The sequence below is a fragment of the Mycobacterium sp. genome, assembly GCF_032162605.1.
Classification (GTDB): Bacteria; Actinomycetota; Actinomycetes; order Mycobacteriales; family Mycobacteriaceae; genus Mycobacterium.
This window is the reverse complement of the sequence record NZ_JAVROT010000600.1, coordinates 26,526-41,705: the sequence shown is the minus strand read 5'-3', so window position 1 is coordinate 41,705 and position 15,180 is coordinate 26,526. Positions and strand designations below refer to the sequence as shown.

At 67.3% G+C, this 15,180-nt stretch carries 16 protein-coding genes; 10 read left to right on the top strand and 6 right to left on the bottom strand.

What is annotated here, in order from left to right; genetic code table 11:
* The first annotated feature begins 146 nt into the window (after positions 1-146).
* Together arc and QOI01_RS34280 are read left to right on the top strand one after the other, a co-directional pair.
* The gene (gene arc / locus QOI01_RS34285) at positions 147-1,946 is read left to right on the top strand and encodes a proteasome ATPase (protein WP_526388396.1); all 1,800 of its coding nucleotides are present in this window, start codon (positions 147-149) and stop codon (positions 1,944-1,946) included.
* Positions 1,947-1,962: 16 nt separating this feature from the next.
* Complete coding sequence (locus QOI01_RS34280; RefSeq protein WP_526388394.1) at positions 1,963-2,691, top strand: SDR family oxidoreductase; 729 nt, start codon at positions 1,963-1,965, stop codon at positions 2,689-2,691.
* Here the strand turns inward: QOI01_RS34280 and QOI01_RS34275 are convergent.
* Together QOI01_RS34275 and QOI01_RS34270 are read right to left on the bottom strand one after the other, a co-directional pair.
* Complete coding sequence (locus QOI01_RS34275; protein WP_526388392.1) at positions 2,688-3,749, bottom strand: hypothetical protein; 1,062 nt, start codon at positions 3,747-3,749, stop codon at positions 2,688-2,690. The genes QOI01_RS34280 and QOI01_RS34275 overlap by 4 nt on opposite strands.
* A gap of 164 nt (positions 3,750-3,913) precedes the next feature.
* Complete coding sequence (locus tag QOI01_RS34270) at positions 3,914-5,059, bottom strand: hypothetical protein (protein ID WP_526388390.1); 1,146 nt, start codon at positions 5,057-5,059, stop codon at positions 3,914-3,916.
* 82 nt (positions 5,060-5,141) lie between these two features.
* On the opposite strand from QOI01_RS34270, the gene dop reads away from it, so the two are divergent.
* The 4 genes from dop (at position 5,142) to prcA (ending at position 8,582) form a co-directional block, all read left to right on the top strand.
* Positions 5,142-6,638 carry a depupylase/deamidase Dop gene (gene dop, locus QOI01_RS34265; protein ID WP_526388388.1) on the top strand — a complete coding sequence of 499 codons (1,497 nt, stop codon included), beginning with the start codon at positions 5,142-5,144 and terminating at the stop codon, positions 6,636-6,638.
* A gap of 83 nt (positions 6,639-6,721) precedes the next feature.
* Positions 6,722-6,916 (top strand): ubiquitin-like protein Pup, encoded by a 195-nt coding sequence (locus tag QOI01_RS34260; protein ID WP_526388386.1) that lies wholly within the window; start codon positions 6,722-6,724, stop codon positions 6,914-6,916.
* Complete coding sequence (prcB, locus tag QOI01_RS34255; protein WP_526388384.1) at positions 6,913-7,818, top strand: proteasome subunit beta; 906 nt, start codon at positions 6,913-6,915, stop codon at positions 7,816-7,818. The genes QOI01_RS34260 and prcB overlap by 4 nt, the downstream gene beginning before the upstream one ends.
* Positions 7,815-8,582 (top strand): proteasome subunit alpha, encoded by a 768-nt coding sequence (gene prcA / locus QOI01_RS34250; protein ID WP_526388382.1) that lies wholly within the window; start codon positions 7,815-7,817, stop codon positions 8,580-8,582. The genes prcB and prcA overlap by 4 nt, the downstream gene beginning before the upstream one ends.
* Here prcA and QOI01_RS34245 read toward each other — a convergent pair.
* Positions 8,579-8,737, bottom strand: a complete 159-nt coding sequence (locus tag QOI01_RS34245) for a hypothetical protein (protein WP_526388380.1) — start codon at positions 8,735-8,737, stop codon at positions 8,579-8,581. The two genes, prcA and QOI01_RS34245, sit on opposite strands and share 4 nt — an antisense overlap.
* A 233-nt stretch (positions 8,738-8,970) precedes the next feature.
* Between QOI01_RS34245 and QOI01_RS34240 the strand changes: the two genes are divergently transcribed.
* Entirely contained in the window at positions 8,971-9,531 is a 561-nt protein-coding gene (locus tag QOI01_RS34240; protein WP_526388378.1) for a TetR/AcrR family transcriptional regulator, read from the top strand.
* A gap of 61 nt (positions 9,532-9,592) precedes the next feature.
* On the opposite strand, the gene QOI01_RS34235 is transcribed toward QOI01_RS34240, so the two are convergent.
* From QOI01_RS34235 to QOI01_RS34225, 3 genes are all read right to left on the bottom strand, one after another.
* On the bottom strand, positions 9,593-9,823 hold the full coding sequence (locus QOI01_RS34235; RefSeq protein WP_526388376.1) for an Rv1893 family protein: 231 nt from the start codon (positions 9,821-9,823) through the stop codon (positions 9,593-9,595).
* A gap of 62 nt (positions 9,824-9,885) precedes the next feature.
* Positions 9,886-11,355, bottom strand: coding sequence for an alpha/beta hydrolase (locus QOI01_RS34230; protein ID WP_526388374.1), 1,470 nt, complete (start codon positions 11,353-11,355; stop codon positions 9,886-9,888).
* Positions 11,352-11,630 carry a DUF7162 family protein gene (locus QOI01_RS34225; protein ID WP_526388372.1) on the bottom strand — a complete coding sequence of 93 codons (279 nt, stop codon included), beginning with the start codon at positions 11,628-11,630 and terminating at the stop codon, positions 11,352-11,354. The genes QOI01_RS34230 and QOI01_RS34225 overlap by 4 nt, the downstream gene beginning before the upstream one ends.
* Positions 11,631-11,755: 125 nt before the next feature.
* Between QOI01_RS34225 and pafA the strand changes: the two genes are divergently transcribed.
* Genes pafA through QOI01_RS34210 form a run of 3 tightly spaced genes read left to right on the top strand, consistent with a single transcriptional unit; the run spans position 11,756 to position 15,173 of the window.
* Positions 11,756-13,114: a Pup--protein ligase gene (pafA, locus tag QOI01_RS34220; RefSeq protein WP_526388370.1), complete on the top strand. Its 1,359-nt coding sequence runs from the start codon at positions 11,756-11,758 to the stop codon at positions 13,112-13,114.
* A 49-nt stretch (positions 13,115-13,163) separates the two neighbouring features.
* Complete coding sequence (locus QOI01_RS34215; protein ID WP_526388368.1) at positions 13,164-14,159, top strand: helix-turn-helix transcriptional regulator; 996 nt, start codon at positions 13,164-13,166, stop codon at positions 14,157-14,159.
* A gap of 30 nt (positions 14,160-14,189) precedes the next feature.
* On the top strand, positions 14,190-15,173 hold the full coding sequence (locus QOI01_RS34210) for a helix-turn-helix transcriptional regulator (RefSeq protein WP_526388367.1): 984 nt from the start codon (positions 14,190-14,192) through the stop codon (positions 15,171-15,173).
* Positions 15,174-15,180 lie beyond the last annotated feature (7 nt).

The window sequence follows — 15,180 nt, the reverse complement described above, 5'->3', positions numbered from 1 at the left end:
GTCTTTCCTTTCGATTGGCCGAACTCAAGCATCAGGTTAACAAGTGTCGCTGGTGTGTCGAATCCCTACACCACACACAAAGGCTGAATCGCCGGTAGCTTTGATGTTGTTACTGCACCAACTTCCGGTGCGGGGAGGGGCGCAACATGAGTGAGTCAGAGCCCATGTCCAGCGAGGACGCTGCCGAGTTGGAAGAACTGCGTCGTGAAGCTGCCGCGCTTCGCGAACAATTGGAGCAGGCGGTAGGGCCGGACAGTGGCCTTCGCAGTGCGCGAGACGTCCACCAGCTCGAGACGCGCATTGACTCCCTTGCAGCGCGCAACGCCAAGTTGATGGACACCCTCAAGGAGGCTCGTCAGCAGTTGCTGGCGCTCCGCGAAGAGGTCGACCGCCTCGGACAGCCGCCCAGTGGCTACGGCGTGCTGTTGCTCGCCCACGAGGACGACACCGTCGACGTGTTCACGTCCGGCCGCAAGATGCGGCTGACCTGCTCGCCGAACATCGAGGTCAAGGAACTCAAGCAGGGCCAGACGGTTCGTCTCAACGAGGCCTTGACCGTGGTCGAGGCAGGCAAGTTCGAAGCGGTCGGCGAGATCTCGACGCTGCGCGAGATTCTGAACGACGGCCATCGGGCGCTTGTCGTCGGACACGCCGACGAGGAACGGATCGTCTGGCTCGCCGAACCGCTGGTGGCCATCGAGGACCTGCCGTCGCAGGTCGATGAAGGCGTCGACGACGACCTTCGTCCCCGCAAGCTGCGGCCCGGTGACTCCCTGCTCGTCGACACGAAGGCCGGTTACGCCTTCGAGCGCATCCCCAAGGCCGAGGTCGAGGACCTCGTGCTCGAGGAGGTGCCCGACGTCAGCTACCACGACATCGGTGGCCTGACCCGTCAGATCGAGCAGATCCGCGACGCGGTGGAGCTGCCGTTCCTGCACAAGGACCTCTACCGCGAGTACTCCCTGCGGCCACCCAAGGGTGTGCTGTTGTACGGCCCTCCCGGTTGCGGCAAGACTCTGATCGCCAAGGCCGTGGCCAACTCGCTGGCCAAGAAGATGGCAGAAGTGCGCGGGGAGGACGCCCGCGAGGCCAAGTCGTACTTCCTCAACATCAAGGGCCCGGAGCTTCTGAACAAGTTCGTTGGTGAGACCGAACGCCACATCCGGCTCATCTTCCAGCGGGCCCGTGAGAAGGCGTCCGAGGGCACCCCGGTGATCGTGTTCTTCGACGAGATGGACTCGATCTTCCGCACCCGCGGTACGGGCGTCAGCTCGGACGTCGAGACCACCGTCGTCCCACAGCTCCTGAGTGAGATCGATGGCGTCGAGGGCCTGGAGAACGTGATCGTGATCGGCGCCTCCAACCGTGAGGACATGATCGACCCGGCGATCCTGCGGCCCGGCCGCCTGGACGTCAAGATCAAGATCGAGCGGCCCGACGCTGAAGCAGCGCAAGACATCTTCAGCAAGTACCTCACCGAGAACCTGCCCGTGAACAGCGACGACCTCGACGAGTTCGGCGGCGATCGCGCACTGACGATCAAGACGATGATCGAGAAGATCGTCGACCGGATGTACGCCGAGATCGACGACAACCGGTTCCTGGAGGTCACCTACGCCAACGGTGACAAGGAAGTCATGTACTTCAAGGACTTCAATTCCGGCGCCATGATCCAGAACGTCGTCGATCGCGCCAAGAAGTATGCGATCAAGTCGGTGCTCGAATACGGTCAGCACGGGCTGCGCATCCAGCACCTGCTCGACTCGATCGTCGACGAGTTCGCCGAGAACGAGGATCTGCCCAACACCACCAACCCCGATGACTGGGCCAGGATCTCGGGCAAGAAGGGGGAGCGGATCGTCTACATTCGCACCCTCGTCACCGGCAAGTCGTCGAGTGCGTCGCGGGCCATCGATACCGAATCGAACCTGGGCCAGTACCTCTAAGCGGTTCTATATTGTGATGATGGCCAATGAGGTTGTCGTCATCACGGGTGCCAGCAGCGGGATCGGCCAGGCGACCGCACTGCATCTCGGAGCCGAGGGTTACCGGGTGGTGCTCGCGGCCCGACGGACGGATCGTCTCGACGACGCGGCGGAGCGGATCACCGCCGGTGGCGGGACCGCCGTCGCGCGGGCTGTCGACGTGACGGACCGCGACGACGTCAAGGAGCTCGTCGATGGTGTGGTTGCGGAATTCGGCACCGTGGACGTCTTCGTCAACAACGCAGGCGTCATGCCACTGTCGCGACTCGACGCGCTGCTCGTCGATGAGTGGAACCAGATGATCGACGTCAACATCAGGGGTCTGCTGCACGGCATCGCCGCCGCCTTGCCTCAGTTCACCAGCCAGGGCGGTGGCCACTTCGTCACGGTCGCGTCGATCGGGGCGCACGAGGTCGTCGCGACCGGTGCGGTCTACTGCGCCAGCAAGTACGCGGCGTGGGCGATCACCGAAGGACTGCGCCAGGAAAGCGACCCGAGCATCCGCGTCACCACCATCTCGCCCGGTGTCGTTGAGTCCGAACTCGCCGACATCATCAGCGATCCCACCGCCAAGGAGGCCATGCGCAGCTACCGCGCCGTCGCCATTCCGGCAGACGCGATCGCCTCGGCCATCTCGTATGCGATCGGCCAGCCACCCGACGTCGACGTCAACGAGATCATTGTGCGACCTGCCGGGCAGCGCTAGGCCGCCTCCCGCGGTTCCTCCAGTTCGAGCCGCAGGTAGGCGTCCCTTCCCGCGAGGCTCACCGCCACGTCGGCGATCAGCGGATCGAAGAAGCGCTGCCGGTACAGCGGGTCGACGCTGGTGCTGACGGTGAAGTAGAGACCGGACAGCACCGCGACGAACAACGACATGTGCACGACGGTTTGCGGGATCGGGATGTGGACGCCGAACCACGTTCCCGCACATGGTGGTTGACCCACCGCGCAGGACTGCTCGGCGGACCACAGCACCGCGACGTCGTCGGGGATCGCGATGATGCCGAGGGCCAGGAAGAACGCGAAGAGGCCAGCGGTGAAGAACACGACCTGGATGGCCTGGGCCACCACCATCACGGCGACGACGTTGATCTGCTCGGCGCGCGACAGGTCGGTGCGGGGGATCGGCTCGCTCGCTGAGAGGGCCAGCGGCGTACCCGCGAGCAGACTGGCCGGGTCGTTGCGCTCCGCTCTGTCGTCGCGGAGTGCGCGCACCTCGTCGCGAATGGTGGTCACGACGAAGACCAGGGCGACCAGCGCCAGGAAACCGATTACCTGCCAGAGTCTTTGGCGCGTCATGCGTACGGCGAGCTGCCACAATTCACCGGTGAAGTAAACGACCACGGTCAGCATCAGCAGCGGCAGGGCCCGGCTCATCAGCGTTCCCCGTGCGCCCAACTGCACCCAGGCGAACCGGAATGCCCATCCCGCGATCGACCCGAACCCGATGCAGGTGAGCCAGATCGCCAGCAGGGTGATGACGACGAAGGTGGGCGCCTCGGCCGCTGCGGCCGCCGACCAGCCGCTCACGGTCACCGGCATCACCACGACGAAGATCGCCATCACCAGGAGCGCCGCCGTTCGACGGCCGGCTTCGCCGCGCGTCGTGTTGCTGCGGTGCAGAACGTACAGCGCGAAGGGCGCGGCGACGAGGGTTACGGCGATGATCCCCAGGCGCAGCACGTAGCCGTAATCTGAGGTGCCGCCGGTGAGGTCGGCCAGCAGCATCGTCGCGGCGGTGAGCGCGCCGACTCCGCTGACCATCGGGGCCGATCGTGCGACGAGGTCGCGCGAGCGGACGCGGCGGGTGAGCACGAGGGGCAGGCCGCGATGCAGGAAACACTCATGGACCTACTGGACATCGGGCACGGCAAACATTGTGAGGGACCGGTGGCCGTCATGGCGAGCGAACTCGCTGGGCCAATGGATCAATGACCTTCCTCGACGTGCGCGCGGTAGCGATTGCGGGCAACGAGGGTCAGGCGCAGGTCGTCGACCAACGGGTCGAGGAACTCCTTGCGGTACTCGCCGTCGCCGACCGCGCGGGCGCTGACATACATGAAGGTCAACGCTCCCAGGAACATCGTGACGTGGATCAGCGCCTGCGGAACCGGCAGCGTCATGCCGAACCAGATGCCCTGATCGGACCCGTTGGCGGTCCACATCGCGAGGACCTCCGGACTGAGCACCAGCAGTCCCAGTACGAAGAAGATCGCCGCCGTCACGACGGCGACGGTCGCGATCTGGGTGATCTGAGACGCCATCACGACGAAGATCACGTTGGCCCGTTCCCCGCGGCGCAACGCGTCGCCCACCTCCGGGTCGGGCATCGCGGCGAACGGGCTGTCGGCGAGACGCCCGGCGTCGGGTTCGCGGGTACTCCTGCCCTCCAGCACTGGTCGCGCGCGCTCGATCACGCCGCCGAAGAGGAAGGCGACGGCGATCAGCGCCATGAAACCGATCACCAGCCACATGCGGTCGCGGCCGATCTTGGTCGCCATCGACCAGACGTAGCCGTTGAAGAACACCAGCACGGTGAGCAGGACGACCGGCAGTGCCCTGGCGACCAACGCGCCCGCGCTCGCCAGATTCGACGCCGTCAGCCGCAACGCCCACCCGAGCACCGATCCGAGGCCGAGTCCCGTCAGCAGCAGGATCGCGGCGATGAAAAGCGCTGTGTTGAACAGGCTCTCGGCCTTCGTGCCGATGGACCCGCTCAGCAGGTCCGCCAGGAATGCCGCGATGACGGACACCGTGGCGATTGTCGAGCGGCGAGGTGCGCTCTCGACACGAGACACCAGCCAGGCGAGCGCCAGCAGCAGTGGGACCGTCGCGGCCAACATGGCCAGGATGACCCACTCCAACGTCGACGGGTCGTCGTCGATGTCGATCGTCCGGCCGCCCGCCGCCCACGTGACGACGCCGATCGAGACCACCAGCGTCGAGCCGCCCGCCATCACCGGCGCCGAACGGCGCCACAGCCGGCGCCACCGCGCGCGCCGGGTGAGCACCGAAGGCAAACCGCGCTGCAGGAACCAGGTCTCGGCGGCGACGCGGTCCGCGGGCTCAGGCACGGCGTTAGTTGACCAACCAAAGGTCCCAAACCGCAACCATGGGCCGTGACCGCCTCCCGCGACCGTCCCCTAGGCTGTGGCCATGCAACGGATCATCGGTACCGAGGTCGAATACGGTATTTCGTCGCCGTCCGATCCGGCCGCGAATCCGATCTTGACGTCGACGCAGGCGGTTCTCGCCTATGCGGCGGCAGCCGGGATCCAGCGGGCCAAGCGGACTCGGTGGGACTACGAGGTGGAGTCGCCGCTGCGCGACGCCAGGGGGTTCGACCTGAGCCGCGCCAGCGGGCCGCCACCGATCGTGGACGCCGACGAGGTCGGGGCGGCCAACATGATCCTGACCAACGGCGCGCGGCTCTACGTCGACCATGCCCATCCGGAGTACTCGGCGCCCGAAGTGACCGATCCGCTGGACGCGGTGATCTGGGACAAGGCGGGAGAACGGGTGATGGAGGCGGCGGCGCGCCACGTCGCGAGCGTGCCCGGTGCGGCCAAGCTGCAGCTGTACAAGAACAACGTCGACGGCAAGGGTGCGTCGTACGGATCGCACGAGAACTACTTGATGAGCAGGCAGACCCCGTTCTCCGCCGTCATCGCGGGCCTCACCCCGTTCCTGGTGTCGCGCCAGGTCGTCACGGGTTCGGGGCGCGTCGGCATCGGTCCGTCCGGTGACGAACCCGGATTCCAGCTGACGCAGCGTGCCGACTACATCGAGGTCGAGGTCGGCCTTGAGACCACGCTCAAGCGCGGCATCATCAACACTCGCGACGAGCCGCACGCCGATGCCGACAAGTACCGGCGGCTGCACGTCATCATCGGCGATGCCAACCTCGCCGAGACATCGACCTATCTCAAGGTCGGGACCACGTCGCTGGTGCTCGATCTCATCGAGGAGGGGGTCGACCTCACCGATCTCGCGCTGGCCCGTCCCGTCCACGCCGTACACGTGGTCAGCCGTGACCCGTCGCTGCGCGCGACCATCGCCCTTTCCGATGGGCGTGAGCTGACCGCCCTTGCGCTGCAACGCATCTACCTCGACCGGGTGGCCAAACTCGTCGATTCGCGCGACCCCGACCCGGCCGCCAGCCGCGTCGTCGAAACGTGGGCGAACGTGCTCGATCTGCTCGAGCGGGACCCGATGGAATGCTCGGAGATCCTCGACTGGCCCGCCAAGCTGCGGCTCCTCGAGGGCTTCCGGCAGCGGGAGAACCTCGGCTGGTCGGCGCCCCGGCTGCATCTCGTCGACCTGCAGTACTCCGACGTCCGACTCGACAAGGGCCTCTACAACCGGCTGGTGGCGCGGGGTTCGATGAAGCGCCTGGTCGCCGAGCAGCAGGTCCTCGACGCCGTGGACAACCCGCCCACCGACACACGCGCGTACTTCCGCGGCGAGTGCCTGCGCAGATTCGGCGCGGACATCGCCGCGGCCAGCTGGGATTCGGTGATCTTCGACCTGGGTGGCGACTCGCTCGTGAGGATTCCAACCCTGGAACCGTTGCGGGGGAGCAAAGCCCACGTGGGAGCACTGCTCGATTCCGTGCACAGCGCCGCGGAACTCGTCGCGCAGCTCACCACCTGACAACCGGCATTCCGGCGGTCGACCGGTAGTGTGGAAGAACCGGCGGGCCCTGTGAGTCCGCTGAAGACAAGCAGGAGGCAGCGATGGCTCAGGAGCAGACCAAGCGTGGTGGTGGCGGCGGCGATGACGACGAAGCCACCGGCAGTACTGCCGCTGGCCAGGAGCGTCGTGAGAAGCTCACCGAAGAGACCGACGATCTGCTCGACGAGATCGACGACGTGCTCGAAGAGAACGCCGAGGACTTCGTTCGCGCGTACGTCCAAAAGGGCGGACAGTGACCTGGCCGCATAACGATCGGCTGTCACCTACCCCACAGATGCCGGGAGCCCCCGGAGCGCATTCCCTATCGATGGACACGTCGTCGTTCTCTGAACTCTTGCGCCGACAGGCTCCGCATCTGCTGCCGGTGGGCGCGAGGGCCGATGACATCACGGTCAGCAATGCGCTGCCCCACGGCACCACGATCGTCGCGCTCAAGTTCTCCGGCGGTGTGCTGATCGCGGGCGATCGTCGGTCGACCCAGGGCAACATGATCGCCGGCCGCGACGTGCAGAAGGTCTACGTCACCGATGACTACACCGCGACCGGCATCGCGGGCACGGCGGCCATCGCCGTGGAGTTCGCGAGGTTGTATGCCGTCGAACTGGAGCATTACGAGAAGCTCGAGGGCGTCGCACTGACGTTCGCGGGCAAGGTGAACCGGTTGGCGATCATGGTGCGCGGCAACCTCGGTGCGGCACTGCAGGGCTTCGTGGCCCTGCCGTTGCTGGTGGGCTACGACCTCGACGATCCCGACCCGCAGGCGGCCGGACGCATCGTGTCGTTCGACGCGGCGGGCGGCTGGAACGTCGAGCTCGAGGGCTACCAGTCGGTGGGGTCGGGCTCGATCTTCGCGAAGTCATCGATCAAGAAGCTGTACCCCCGGGTGACCGGGGCCGACTCAGCTCTGGCAGTCGCCATCGAAGCCCTCTACGACGCAGCGGACGACGACTCGGCGACGGGCGGACCCGACCTGGTGCGTGGTATCTACCCGACGGCCGTGGTCATCGGGGCCGAGGGGGCCGAGGAGATCGCGGAGGAGCGCATCGCCCAGCTGGCGCGTGAGGTGATCGAAAACCGCTCCCGTGCCGACACGTTCGGCCCTGACGACGGTACTGACGCTGGGAAAGTGGACCTGTGAGCTTCCCGTACTTCATATCGCCTGAACAGGCGATGCGCGAGCGTTCCGAGCTCGCGCGCAAGGGCATCTCCCGGGGCCGAAGTGTGATCGCGCTGGCCTACTCCGGCGGTGTTCTGTTCGTCGCCGAGAACCCCTCGCGATCGCTGCAGAAGGTCTCCGAACTGTATGACCGCGTCGGCTTCGCCGCCGTCGGCCGGTTCAACGAGTTCGACAACCTGCGTCGCGGCGGTATCCAGCTCGCCGACAGCCAGGGTTACGCCTATTCCCGCCGCGACGTCACCGGCCGCCAGCTCGCCAACAGGTACGCGCAGGCGCTTGGAACGATCTTCACCGAGCAGGCCAAGCCCTACGAGGTCGAGCTCTGCGTTGCCGAGGTGGCGCACTACGGCGAGACCAAACCGCCGGAGTTGTATCGGATCACCTATGACGGCTCCATCGCCGACGAACCGCACTTCGTCGTCATGGGCGGAACCACGGAACCGATCATCACCGCGCTGAACGACTCCTTCAAGGAGAACGCCAGCCTGAGTGAGGCCGCGAAGATTGCCGTCGGCGCGCTCAGGGCAGGTATCGCGGCCGGCGTCGGCACCGGCACCGGCACCGGCGCTGGAGCCGAACCCCGCACACTGGGGCCCGCCACACTGGAGATCGCGATCATGGACGCCAATCGCCCGCGGCGCGCGTTCCGGCGCATCACGGGTTCGGCGTTGGAAGCGCTTCTCCCGGTCGACGAATCAGAGCCGGGACCGGAATCCGGCAGCTAAGCCGGCAGCGCGTTGACGACGGTGCAGCGGCTCGTCAGTTCGGGCGGCAGCGACGACGCGAAGTCCACCGCGGGCACCACGCTCAGTAGGGCGGTCGTCGCGAGTTCGGTGATGCCGGCCAGTGGCGCCGCCGCCGCGGGTCCGTAATAGCCCACGCCGCGGCCTCGACGCCCGCGTCCGCGAGTGAACGGAGATAGTCGCCGTGCCGGTCGGCGGAGCGGGAGATCAGGGCGACGGCGTAGCCCTCGGACCCGAAGCGGTGGGCCACCGACAAACCGAGGCCGGGTCCGGCGCCGACGACTACGAGAATGGGGCGGGCAGAAGTTGAGGTCATACTCAACTTAGTAGTACAACATGAGGCAGGGCTCAACTTAGGTATCATCGAACCGTGCCTGGTGCCATGCGTGCCGATGCGGTGCGCAACCGCAACCGGCTGACGGCTGCGGCGGCGGCGTTGTTCGCCGAACGCGGGGTGGACGTGCCGCTCGACGAGGTGGCACGGCGCGCAGGCGTGAGCATCGGCACCCTGTACAACCACTTTGCGAACCGTGGTGCGCTTCTCGACGCGGTGCTGCCGGATCGGCTGGCCGCGTTCGACGTACTGGCCCAGGCGGCGGCCGCCGACCCGGATGTCTGGCACGGGTTCGTCCAGTTCCTCGATGGCGTATTCGTCATGCAAACCAGGGATCGCGCCATGAACGAGGCGATAGCCCGCAGTCCGGTGGGCGCCGTCGACGTTGCCGCGGAGTGCGGCAGGGCCGGGGGTGTGTTGGATGCCGTGGCGCAGCGGGCACGGGACGCCGGGGCGTTGCGGCTCGACTTCGGTCCCGCCGACCTGGCAACGCTGGTGTGTGCGATGTCGAAGGTGATCTCGATGTCAGGTGGTGATGACGCGGTCTGGCGCCGCCATCTCGGGTTCGTGCTGGATGGGCTGCGCTCAGCGGTGTGAATTCTGTTCGCGCAGATGGTGTTCCATGGGTTCCAGCCAGGCCTGACACCACAGGGATCGGTCAGTCGGTTGGCTCGTCGAACCCGTCGTCTCTGCCGGTGACGATCTCCCTGACCTTTTCGACCGAATAGGTGGCGATGTCGATCGAACTCTGCACGATGCCCTCCACTCCCGCGGAGATGTCACCCTTGAGGATGTGGCCTGCACTGTCGACGATGTCTGCCGACCTCTCGACGGCGTTCGTCGCGATGTCCTTCACCGACTCGATCGCGTCTTTTGGGTTGAAGCCCATCGGATTCTCCTTAAGCGTGATGACCTTGGCCGAGCGTAGCCCCCGGCGGCTCCCGCCGGCCTTCAGCCGGCCAGCACGATGTGCGCCCTGTCTCCCGTGATGACCGCAAGCACGTTGCGCCAGGCATCCGACCCCGTGGCGTTCACCACGTCGGTGTGAGCGCGGGGGCCGGCCATCAGGCGCCCGTCGTCGTAACGCCCTGTCGCCAAGTGGATTACCCCGGGCATCTCGTCGGGGTCGGCGCCGTGTGGGCCACCGGGGATGCCCTGGACGAGCTGGATGGGATCTCCCGGCGCGGTAATCGAGAAGCGCAGCACGTCGGGGTTGCGATTGTGCCAGTCTTCGGGGCCCTCGACTCCGAGGCCCGCACCCGCCGCGGCGGCGTACAGCGTCCTGTCGGCCGTCAGTCCCATGGCCTCCGCCGTGCCGAGGATCGCCCCGCCGTAGGAGTGACCGACGTACGTCACCGGGATGGCCAGGCCGGTCGCGTCCACGGCCGCGTCGACGTCGCGACTGAACGCGACCAGCCGCGGCGCCATGTCCATCGCGAAACGCGGGCTGGCCGCCTCGACGAGCGCACCCACCATCGAGCCGTCCTCAGGAAAGGGGCCGCCGAGGTAGGTGATCGCGGCGACTTCGCCCCGCGTCGCGGACACCAGCTGCCGAGCCGTCCTGGTGTTGGCGGCGGAGCCCTCGATCGTGGTGTTCATGCCCGGCACCAGCACCGCGACGCTGGTGGCGACGCCGAGCTCGCCGTTGAGCTCCACCAGCGAGTCTCGACCGGGATCGAACGCCAGGATTTTGCGATCGATGCGCTGCCCACTGCCCGCAGGGTCGTCGACCTCTCCGAGCAGGCCTCGGTAGAAGCCGTTGCGGCCGGAGGCAGTGCGGTCACCGAGGTGCTCGACGATCGCCTGCGCGATGTTCGTGCGGTTGGCCCCGATGCGCACGTCCCATGGGACTCCATCGGTGTTGCCCAACGCGGTGTCTGCGGTGCGGCTCACTGACTGGAGAGCCTCCCGGATGTCCAGGGCGGCGTCATCGTCGGCGTTGCCGAGCCGGTCGAGTCCGTCGGCGATCTGTCCGGACAGTACGGTGGCCCGCCCGACGAGCATCTGTGCGGCGACTCCGACGTCGTTGCCGGACAACGTGATCAGCAGGGTCGACGGCGCGGCGTCCGGTACGACGGATCCGTCGTCGCCGACCAGGAAGCCCTCCGCACGTGCGACGTCGACACGCGCCGCGACGTCCGACTTCGCGACGGTGATCTGCTCGGCTCCGTCGCGCGCGGCGACGGCCGCCAGCACCAGCGCCCGCGCAACGGCGTCACCGTTCACTGCGAAGGCCTTGGCGTCGTGGCGCGCCGCGTCGCCGCTGGCCCCCGCCCACACCGGCCCAGTGTCCTGCCCGGCGCGCGAAGCCGCGACGACGTGGGCGTGAATGACGCGCGCGGTCTCGTCCCAGGAGTCCGCCAGTCTTCGGAGCGCCTCTGGTCGCCACTGCGACGCCTGGGTCAGGGTCGGCCGACTCATCGTGGCGCGCCGAGGCGGCCGGCCTGTTGTTCCTCGGCCAGTTGGACCGCACCTGCCGCCGCCCTCGCCGCCGCCGCCCAGGTGCGCATGTGAGCGACGACGTCCGCGAGCCGATCCTCGGCCGACGGACACGCCGCGGCCGGCAGCACGCTGGAGCCGGACATGCCCTCGGAACTCAATGCGGGCCAATGGATTGCGTCGAGATGATTTGCTCCGTCGAGCACGCTTTCGGCAAGCGCCCGCACCGCCGCCGCGTCCATCCTCATTGTCACCATGCCCGATGTTGACGGATTCGAGGGCGGGTTCGCACGATTCATCCACAGGTGTTCAGAGCCTGCGTTCACGGAGATGGCAGCGGGTGTCACTACGTGCAGCACCGGTAACCCGTAAGCTCGTTGAGGTGCAGCGGCGAATCATGGGCATCGAGACCGAATTCGGTGTGACGTGCACTTTCCACGGCCACCGGCGCCTGTCCCCCGACGAAGTTGCCCGCTACCTATTCCGGCGCGTGGTCTCTTGGGGCCGCAGCTCCAACGTGTTCCTCCGCAACGGCGCCCGTCTCTATCTCGACGTGGGTTCGCACCCCGAGTATGCGACCGCCGAATGCGACAGCCTCATTCAGCTCGTCACCCACGACCGCGCAGGTGAGCGCGTTTTGGAGGACCTGCTCATCGACGCCGAGCAGCGGCTCGCCGACGAGGGCATCGGTGGTGACATCTACCTGTTCAAGAACAACACCGACTCTGCGGGCAACTCTTACGGCTGCCACGAGAACTACCTCATCGTGCGGGCCGGCGAATTCTCCAGGATCTCCGACGTACTGCTGCCCTTCCTGGTCACGCGCCAATTGATCTGCGGCGCGGGCAAAGTGCTGCAGACGCCCAAGGCCGCGGCGTTCTGCCTGAGCCAGCGTGCCGAGCACATCTGGGAGGGCGTCTCCTCGGCAACGACCCGATCACGCCCCATTATCAATACCCGCGACGAGCCGCATGCCGACGCCGAGAAGTACCGGCGCCTGCACGTCATCGTCGGCGATTCCAACATGTGCGAGTCCACCACGATGCTCAAGGTCGGCACCGCCGCCCTGGTGCTCGAGATGATCGAGGCGGGCGTGCCCTTCCGCGACTTCTCGCTGGACAATCCGATCCGGGCCATCCGCGAGGTCAGCCACGATCTGACGGGACGCCGCCCCGTGCGGCTCGCCGGCGGACGGCAGGCCAGTGCCATCGACATCCAGCGGGAGTACTACGGCCGCGCCGTCGAACACCTGCAGACCCGCGAGCCCAATGCTCAGATCGAGCAGGTCGTCGATCTGTGGGGCCGACAACTCGACGCCGTCGAGAGCCAGGACTTCGCAAAGGTCGACACCGAGATCGACTGGGTGATCAAGAAGAAGCTGTTCGAGCGTTACCAGAACCGGTACGACATGGAGTTGGCGGATCCCAAGATCGCCCAGCTGGACCTCGCGTACCACGACATCAAGCGCGGTCGCGGCGTGTTCGATCTTCTGCAGCGCAAGGGGTTGGCCGCGCGCATCACCACCGACGAGGACATCGAGGCGGCGGTCAACGAGCCGCCGCAGACCACCCGCGCCAAGCTCCGCGGCGAGTTCATCAGCGCGGCGCAAGCCGCAGGCCGTGACTTCACCGTCGACTGGGTGCACCTCAAGCTCAACGACCAGGCCCAGCGCACGGTGTTGTGCAAGGACCCGTTCCGGTCCGTCGACGAGCGGGTCAAGCGGCTCATCGCCAGCATGTAGTCCGCGGGCCGTCGCGGCCTGGGACCCGAAGGGCCCTAAGCTCTCAGGGGTGGGGATCTCAAAAGTAGAGCGCTTGATGAACCTCGTCATCGCGCTCCTGTCCACCCGCACGTTCATCACCGCCGAACGCATCCGCGAGACCGTGTCCGGGTATTCCGAGAGCCCCAGTGACGAGGCGTTCTCCCGGATGTTCGAGCGCGACAAGAACGAGTTGCGCGACCTCGGCATCCCGTTGGAGACGGGGCGGGTGTCGTCGCTCGATCCCACGGAGGGCTACAAGATCAACCGGGAGGCGTATGCGCTGCCCCCGGTGGAGCTGACGGCCGACGAAGCTGCCGCCGTCGCCATGGCGACACAGCTGTGGGAATCGCCGGAGATGGTGACGGTCACCCAGGGTGCGCTGCTCAAGCTTCGCGCGGCCGGTGTGGACGTCGACGCGCCGGAGTCCGGCGGCGCGATCACCGCGACGGCGTTGATGCCCGGCCTACGCGGGTCGGAGGACGTACTGGGAATCCTGTTGGCCGCGATCGATTCCGGCCAGGCGGTCCAGTTCAAGCACCGTGCCTCCCGCAGCGAGCCGCACACCGACCGCACGGTGGAGCCGTGGGGGGTCGTCACCCACCGCGGCCGCTGGTACCTGGTCGGGCACGACCGCACCCGCGACGCCACCAGGACATTCCGGCTGTCGCGCATCGATGCCGACGTCAAGGCCACCGGATCCAAGGGCGCGGTGCGCCGGCCCGACGGCGTCGACCTCAGGGAGATCGTCCATCGGGCGGTGGCCGACTTGCCGCCAAGCGCGAAGGCCAGGGTCTGGGTCGCCGACGGTCGCGGTACAGCGCTGCGGCGACAGGCCGCGCTGGTGAGCGCCAGGACACTGGCGGGGCGCAGCGGTGACGAGATCGCGCTCGACATCGGCAGGCAAGACCGGTTGGCCAGGGAGATCGCGGGTTACGGCGCCGACGCCGTGGTCTTGGAGCCGGAGTCGTTGCGGGACGACGTAATTGCGCGGCTGCGCGCGCAAGCTGAAGGGGTGAGTTCTTGAGGGCCCAGCGAGAAGCGGAGCGGATCGCTCATGAGTAGTGTGTCGACCCGCCTGGTGCGGCTGCTCAACATGGTCCCGTACCTCCGGGCCAACCCGAGGATCACCCGCGCGGAGGCGGCCGCCGAGCTTGGGGTGAGCGAGCAACAGCTCACCCTGGATCTCGATCAGCTGTGGATGTGCGGACTGCCCGGCTACGGGCCCGGCGATCTCATCGACTTCGAGTTCTCCGGTGACACGATCGACGTGACGTTCTCGGCCGGGATGGACCACCCGCTGCGACTGACGTCCCCCGAGGCGACGGGCATCCTGGTGGCGCTGCGGGCGCTTCTCGAGGTGCCCGGCATCGTCGATCCGGAAGCGGCGCGCAGCGCGATCGCGAAGATCGAGTCCGCGGCCGGAACGGCCACCGGCGCCCGCGAGGGCGCCGATGCCGCGACCGACGAGCCGGCACCGATCGAGAGCCAGGCCGCCGCTGCCGTGCGCGCCGCGGTACGGGACGGTCGCGCGCTGACCCTCGACTACTACTCGGCGTCGCACGACACGCTGTCGAGCCGCGTCGTCGACCCGATCCGCGTGGTGCTCGTCGGTGACCGCACCTACCTCGAAGCGTGGTGCCGCACCGCTGAGGGAGTCAGGCTGTTCCGGTTCGACCGCATCGTCGACGCGCGCGTGCTCGGCGAGCGGTCGGCGCCTCCCGAGCCCGCCGTGCAGGCCAGGCCCGACACGTCGCTGTTCGACGCGGACCCGTCACTGCCGGCCGCGACGCTGCTGATCGACCGGTCCGCCGCGTGGATGTTCGACTACTACCCGCTGCGCGTGCTGCGCGAACTGCCCGATGGCGCCTGCGAGGCGGCGATGACGTACGCCTCTGACGGCTGGATGGCGAGGTTCGTCCTCGGCTTCGGTTCGGCGGTCCGCGTCCTGGAACCTCGATCCCTGGCTGACCGGGTGCGCGACTCGGCCGTCGCCGCGCTGCAGGCCTACGAAGTCCGTAGTACGGGAGAGGGCGAGTAGACTCGCT

Coding starts and splice junctions, on each gene's coding strand:
- arc (WP_526388396.1), top strand. CDS start 147: ATGAGTGAGTCAGAGCCCATGTCCAGCGAGGACGCTGCCGAGTTGGAA.
- QOI01_RS34280 (WP_526388394.1), top strand. CDS start 1,963: ATGATGGCCAATGAGGTTGTCGTCATCACGGGTGCCAGCAGCGGGATC.
- QOI01_RS34275 (WP_526388392.1), bottom strand. CDS start 3,749: ATGGTCAGCGGAGTCGGCGCGCTCACCGCCGCGACGATGCTGCTGGCC.
- dop (WP_526388388.1), top strand. CDS start 5,142: ATGCAACGGATCATCGGTACCGAGGTCGAATACGGTATTTCGTCGCCG.
- QOI01_RS34260 (WP_526388386.1), top strand. CDS start 6,722: ATGGCTCAGGAGCAGACCAAGCGTGGTGGTGGCGGCGGCGATGACGAC.
- QOI01_RS34235 (WP_526388376.1), bottom strand. CDS start 9,823: ATGGGCTTCAACCCAAAAGACGCGATCGAGTCGGTGAAGGACATCGCG.
- QOI01_RS34230 (WP_526388374.1), bottom strand. CDS start 11,355: ATGAGTCGGCCGACCCTGACCCAGGCGTCGCAGTGGCGACCAGAGGCG.
- QOI01_RS34225 (WP_526388372.1), bottom strand. CDS start 11,630: ATGGTGACAATGAGGATGGACGCGGCGGCGGTGCGGGCGCTTGCCGAA.
- QOI01_RS34210 (WP_526388367.1), top strand. CDS start 14,190: ATGAGTAGTGTGTCGACCCGCCTGGTGCGGCTGCTCAACATGGTCCCG.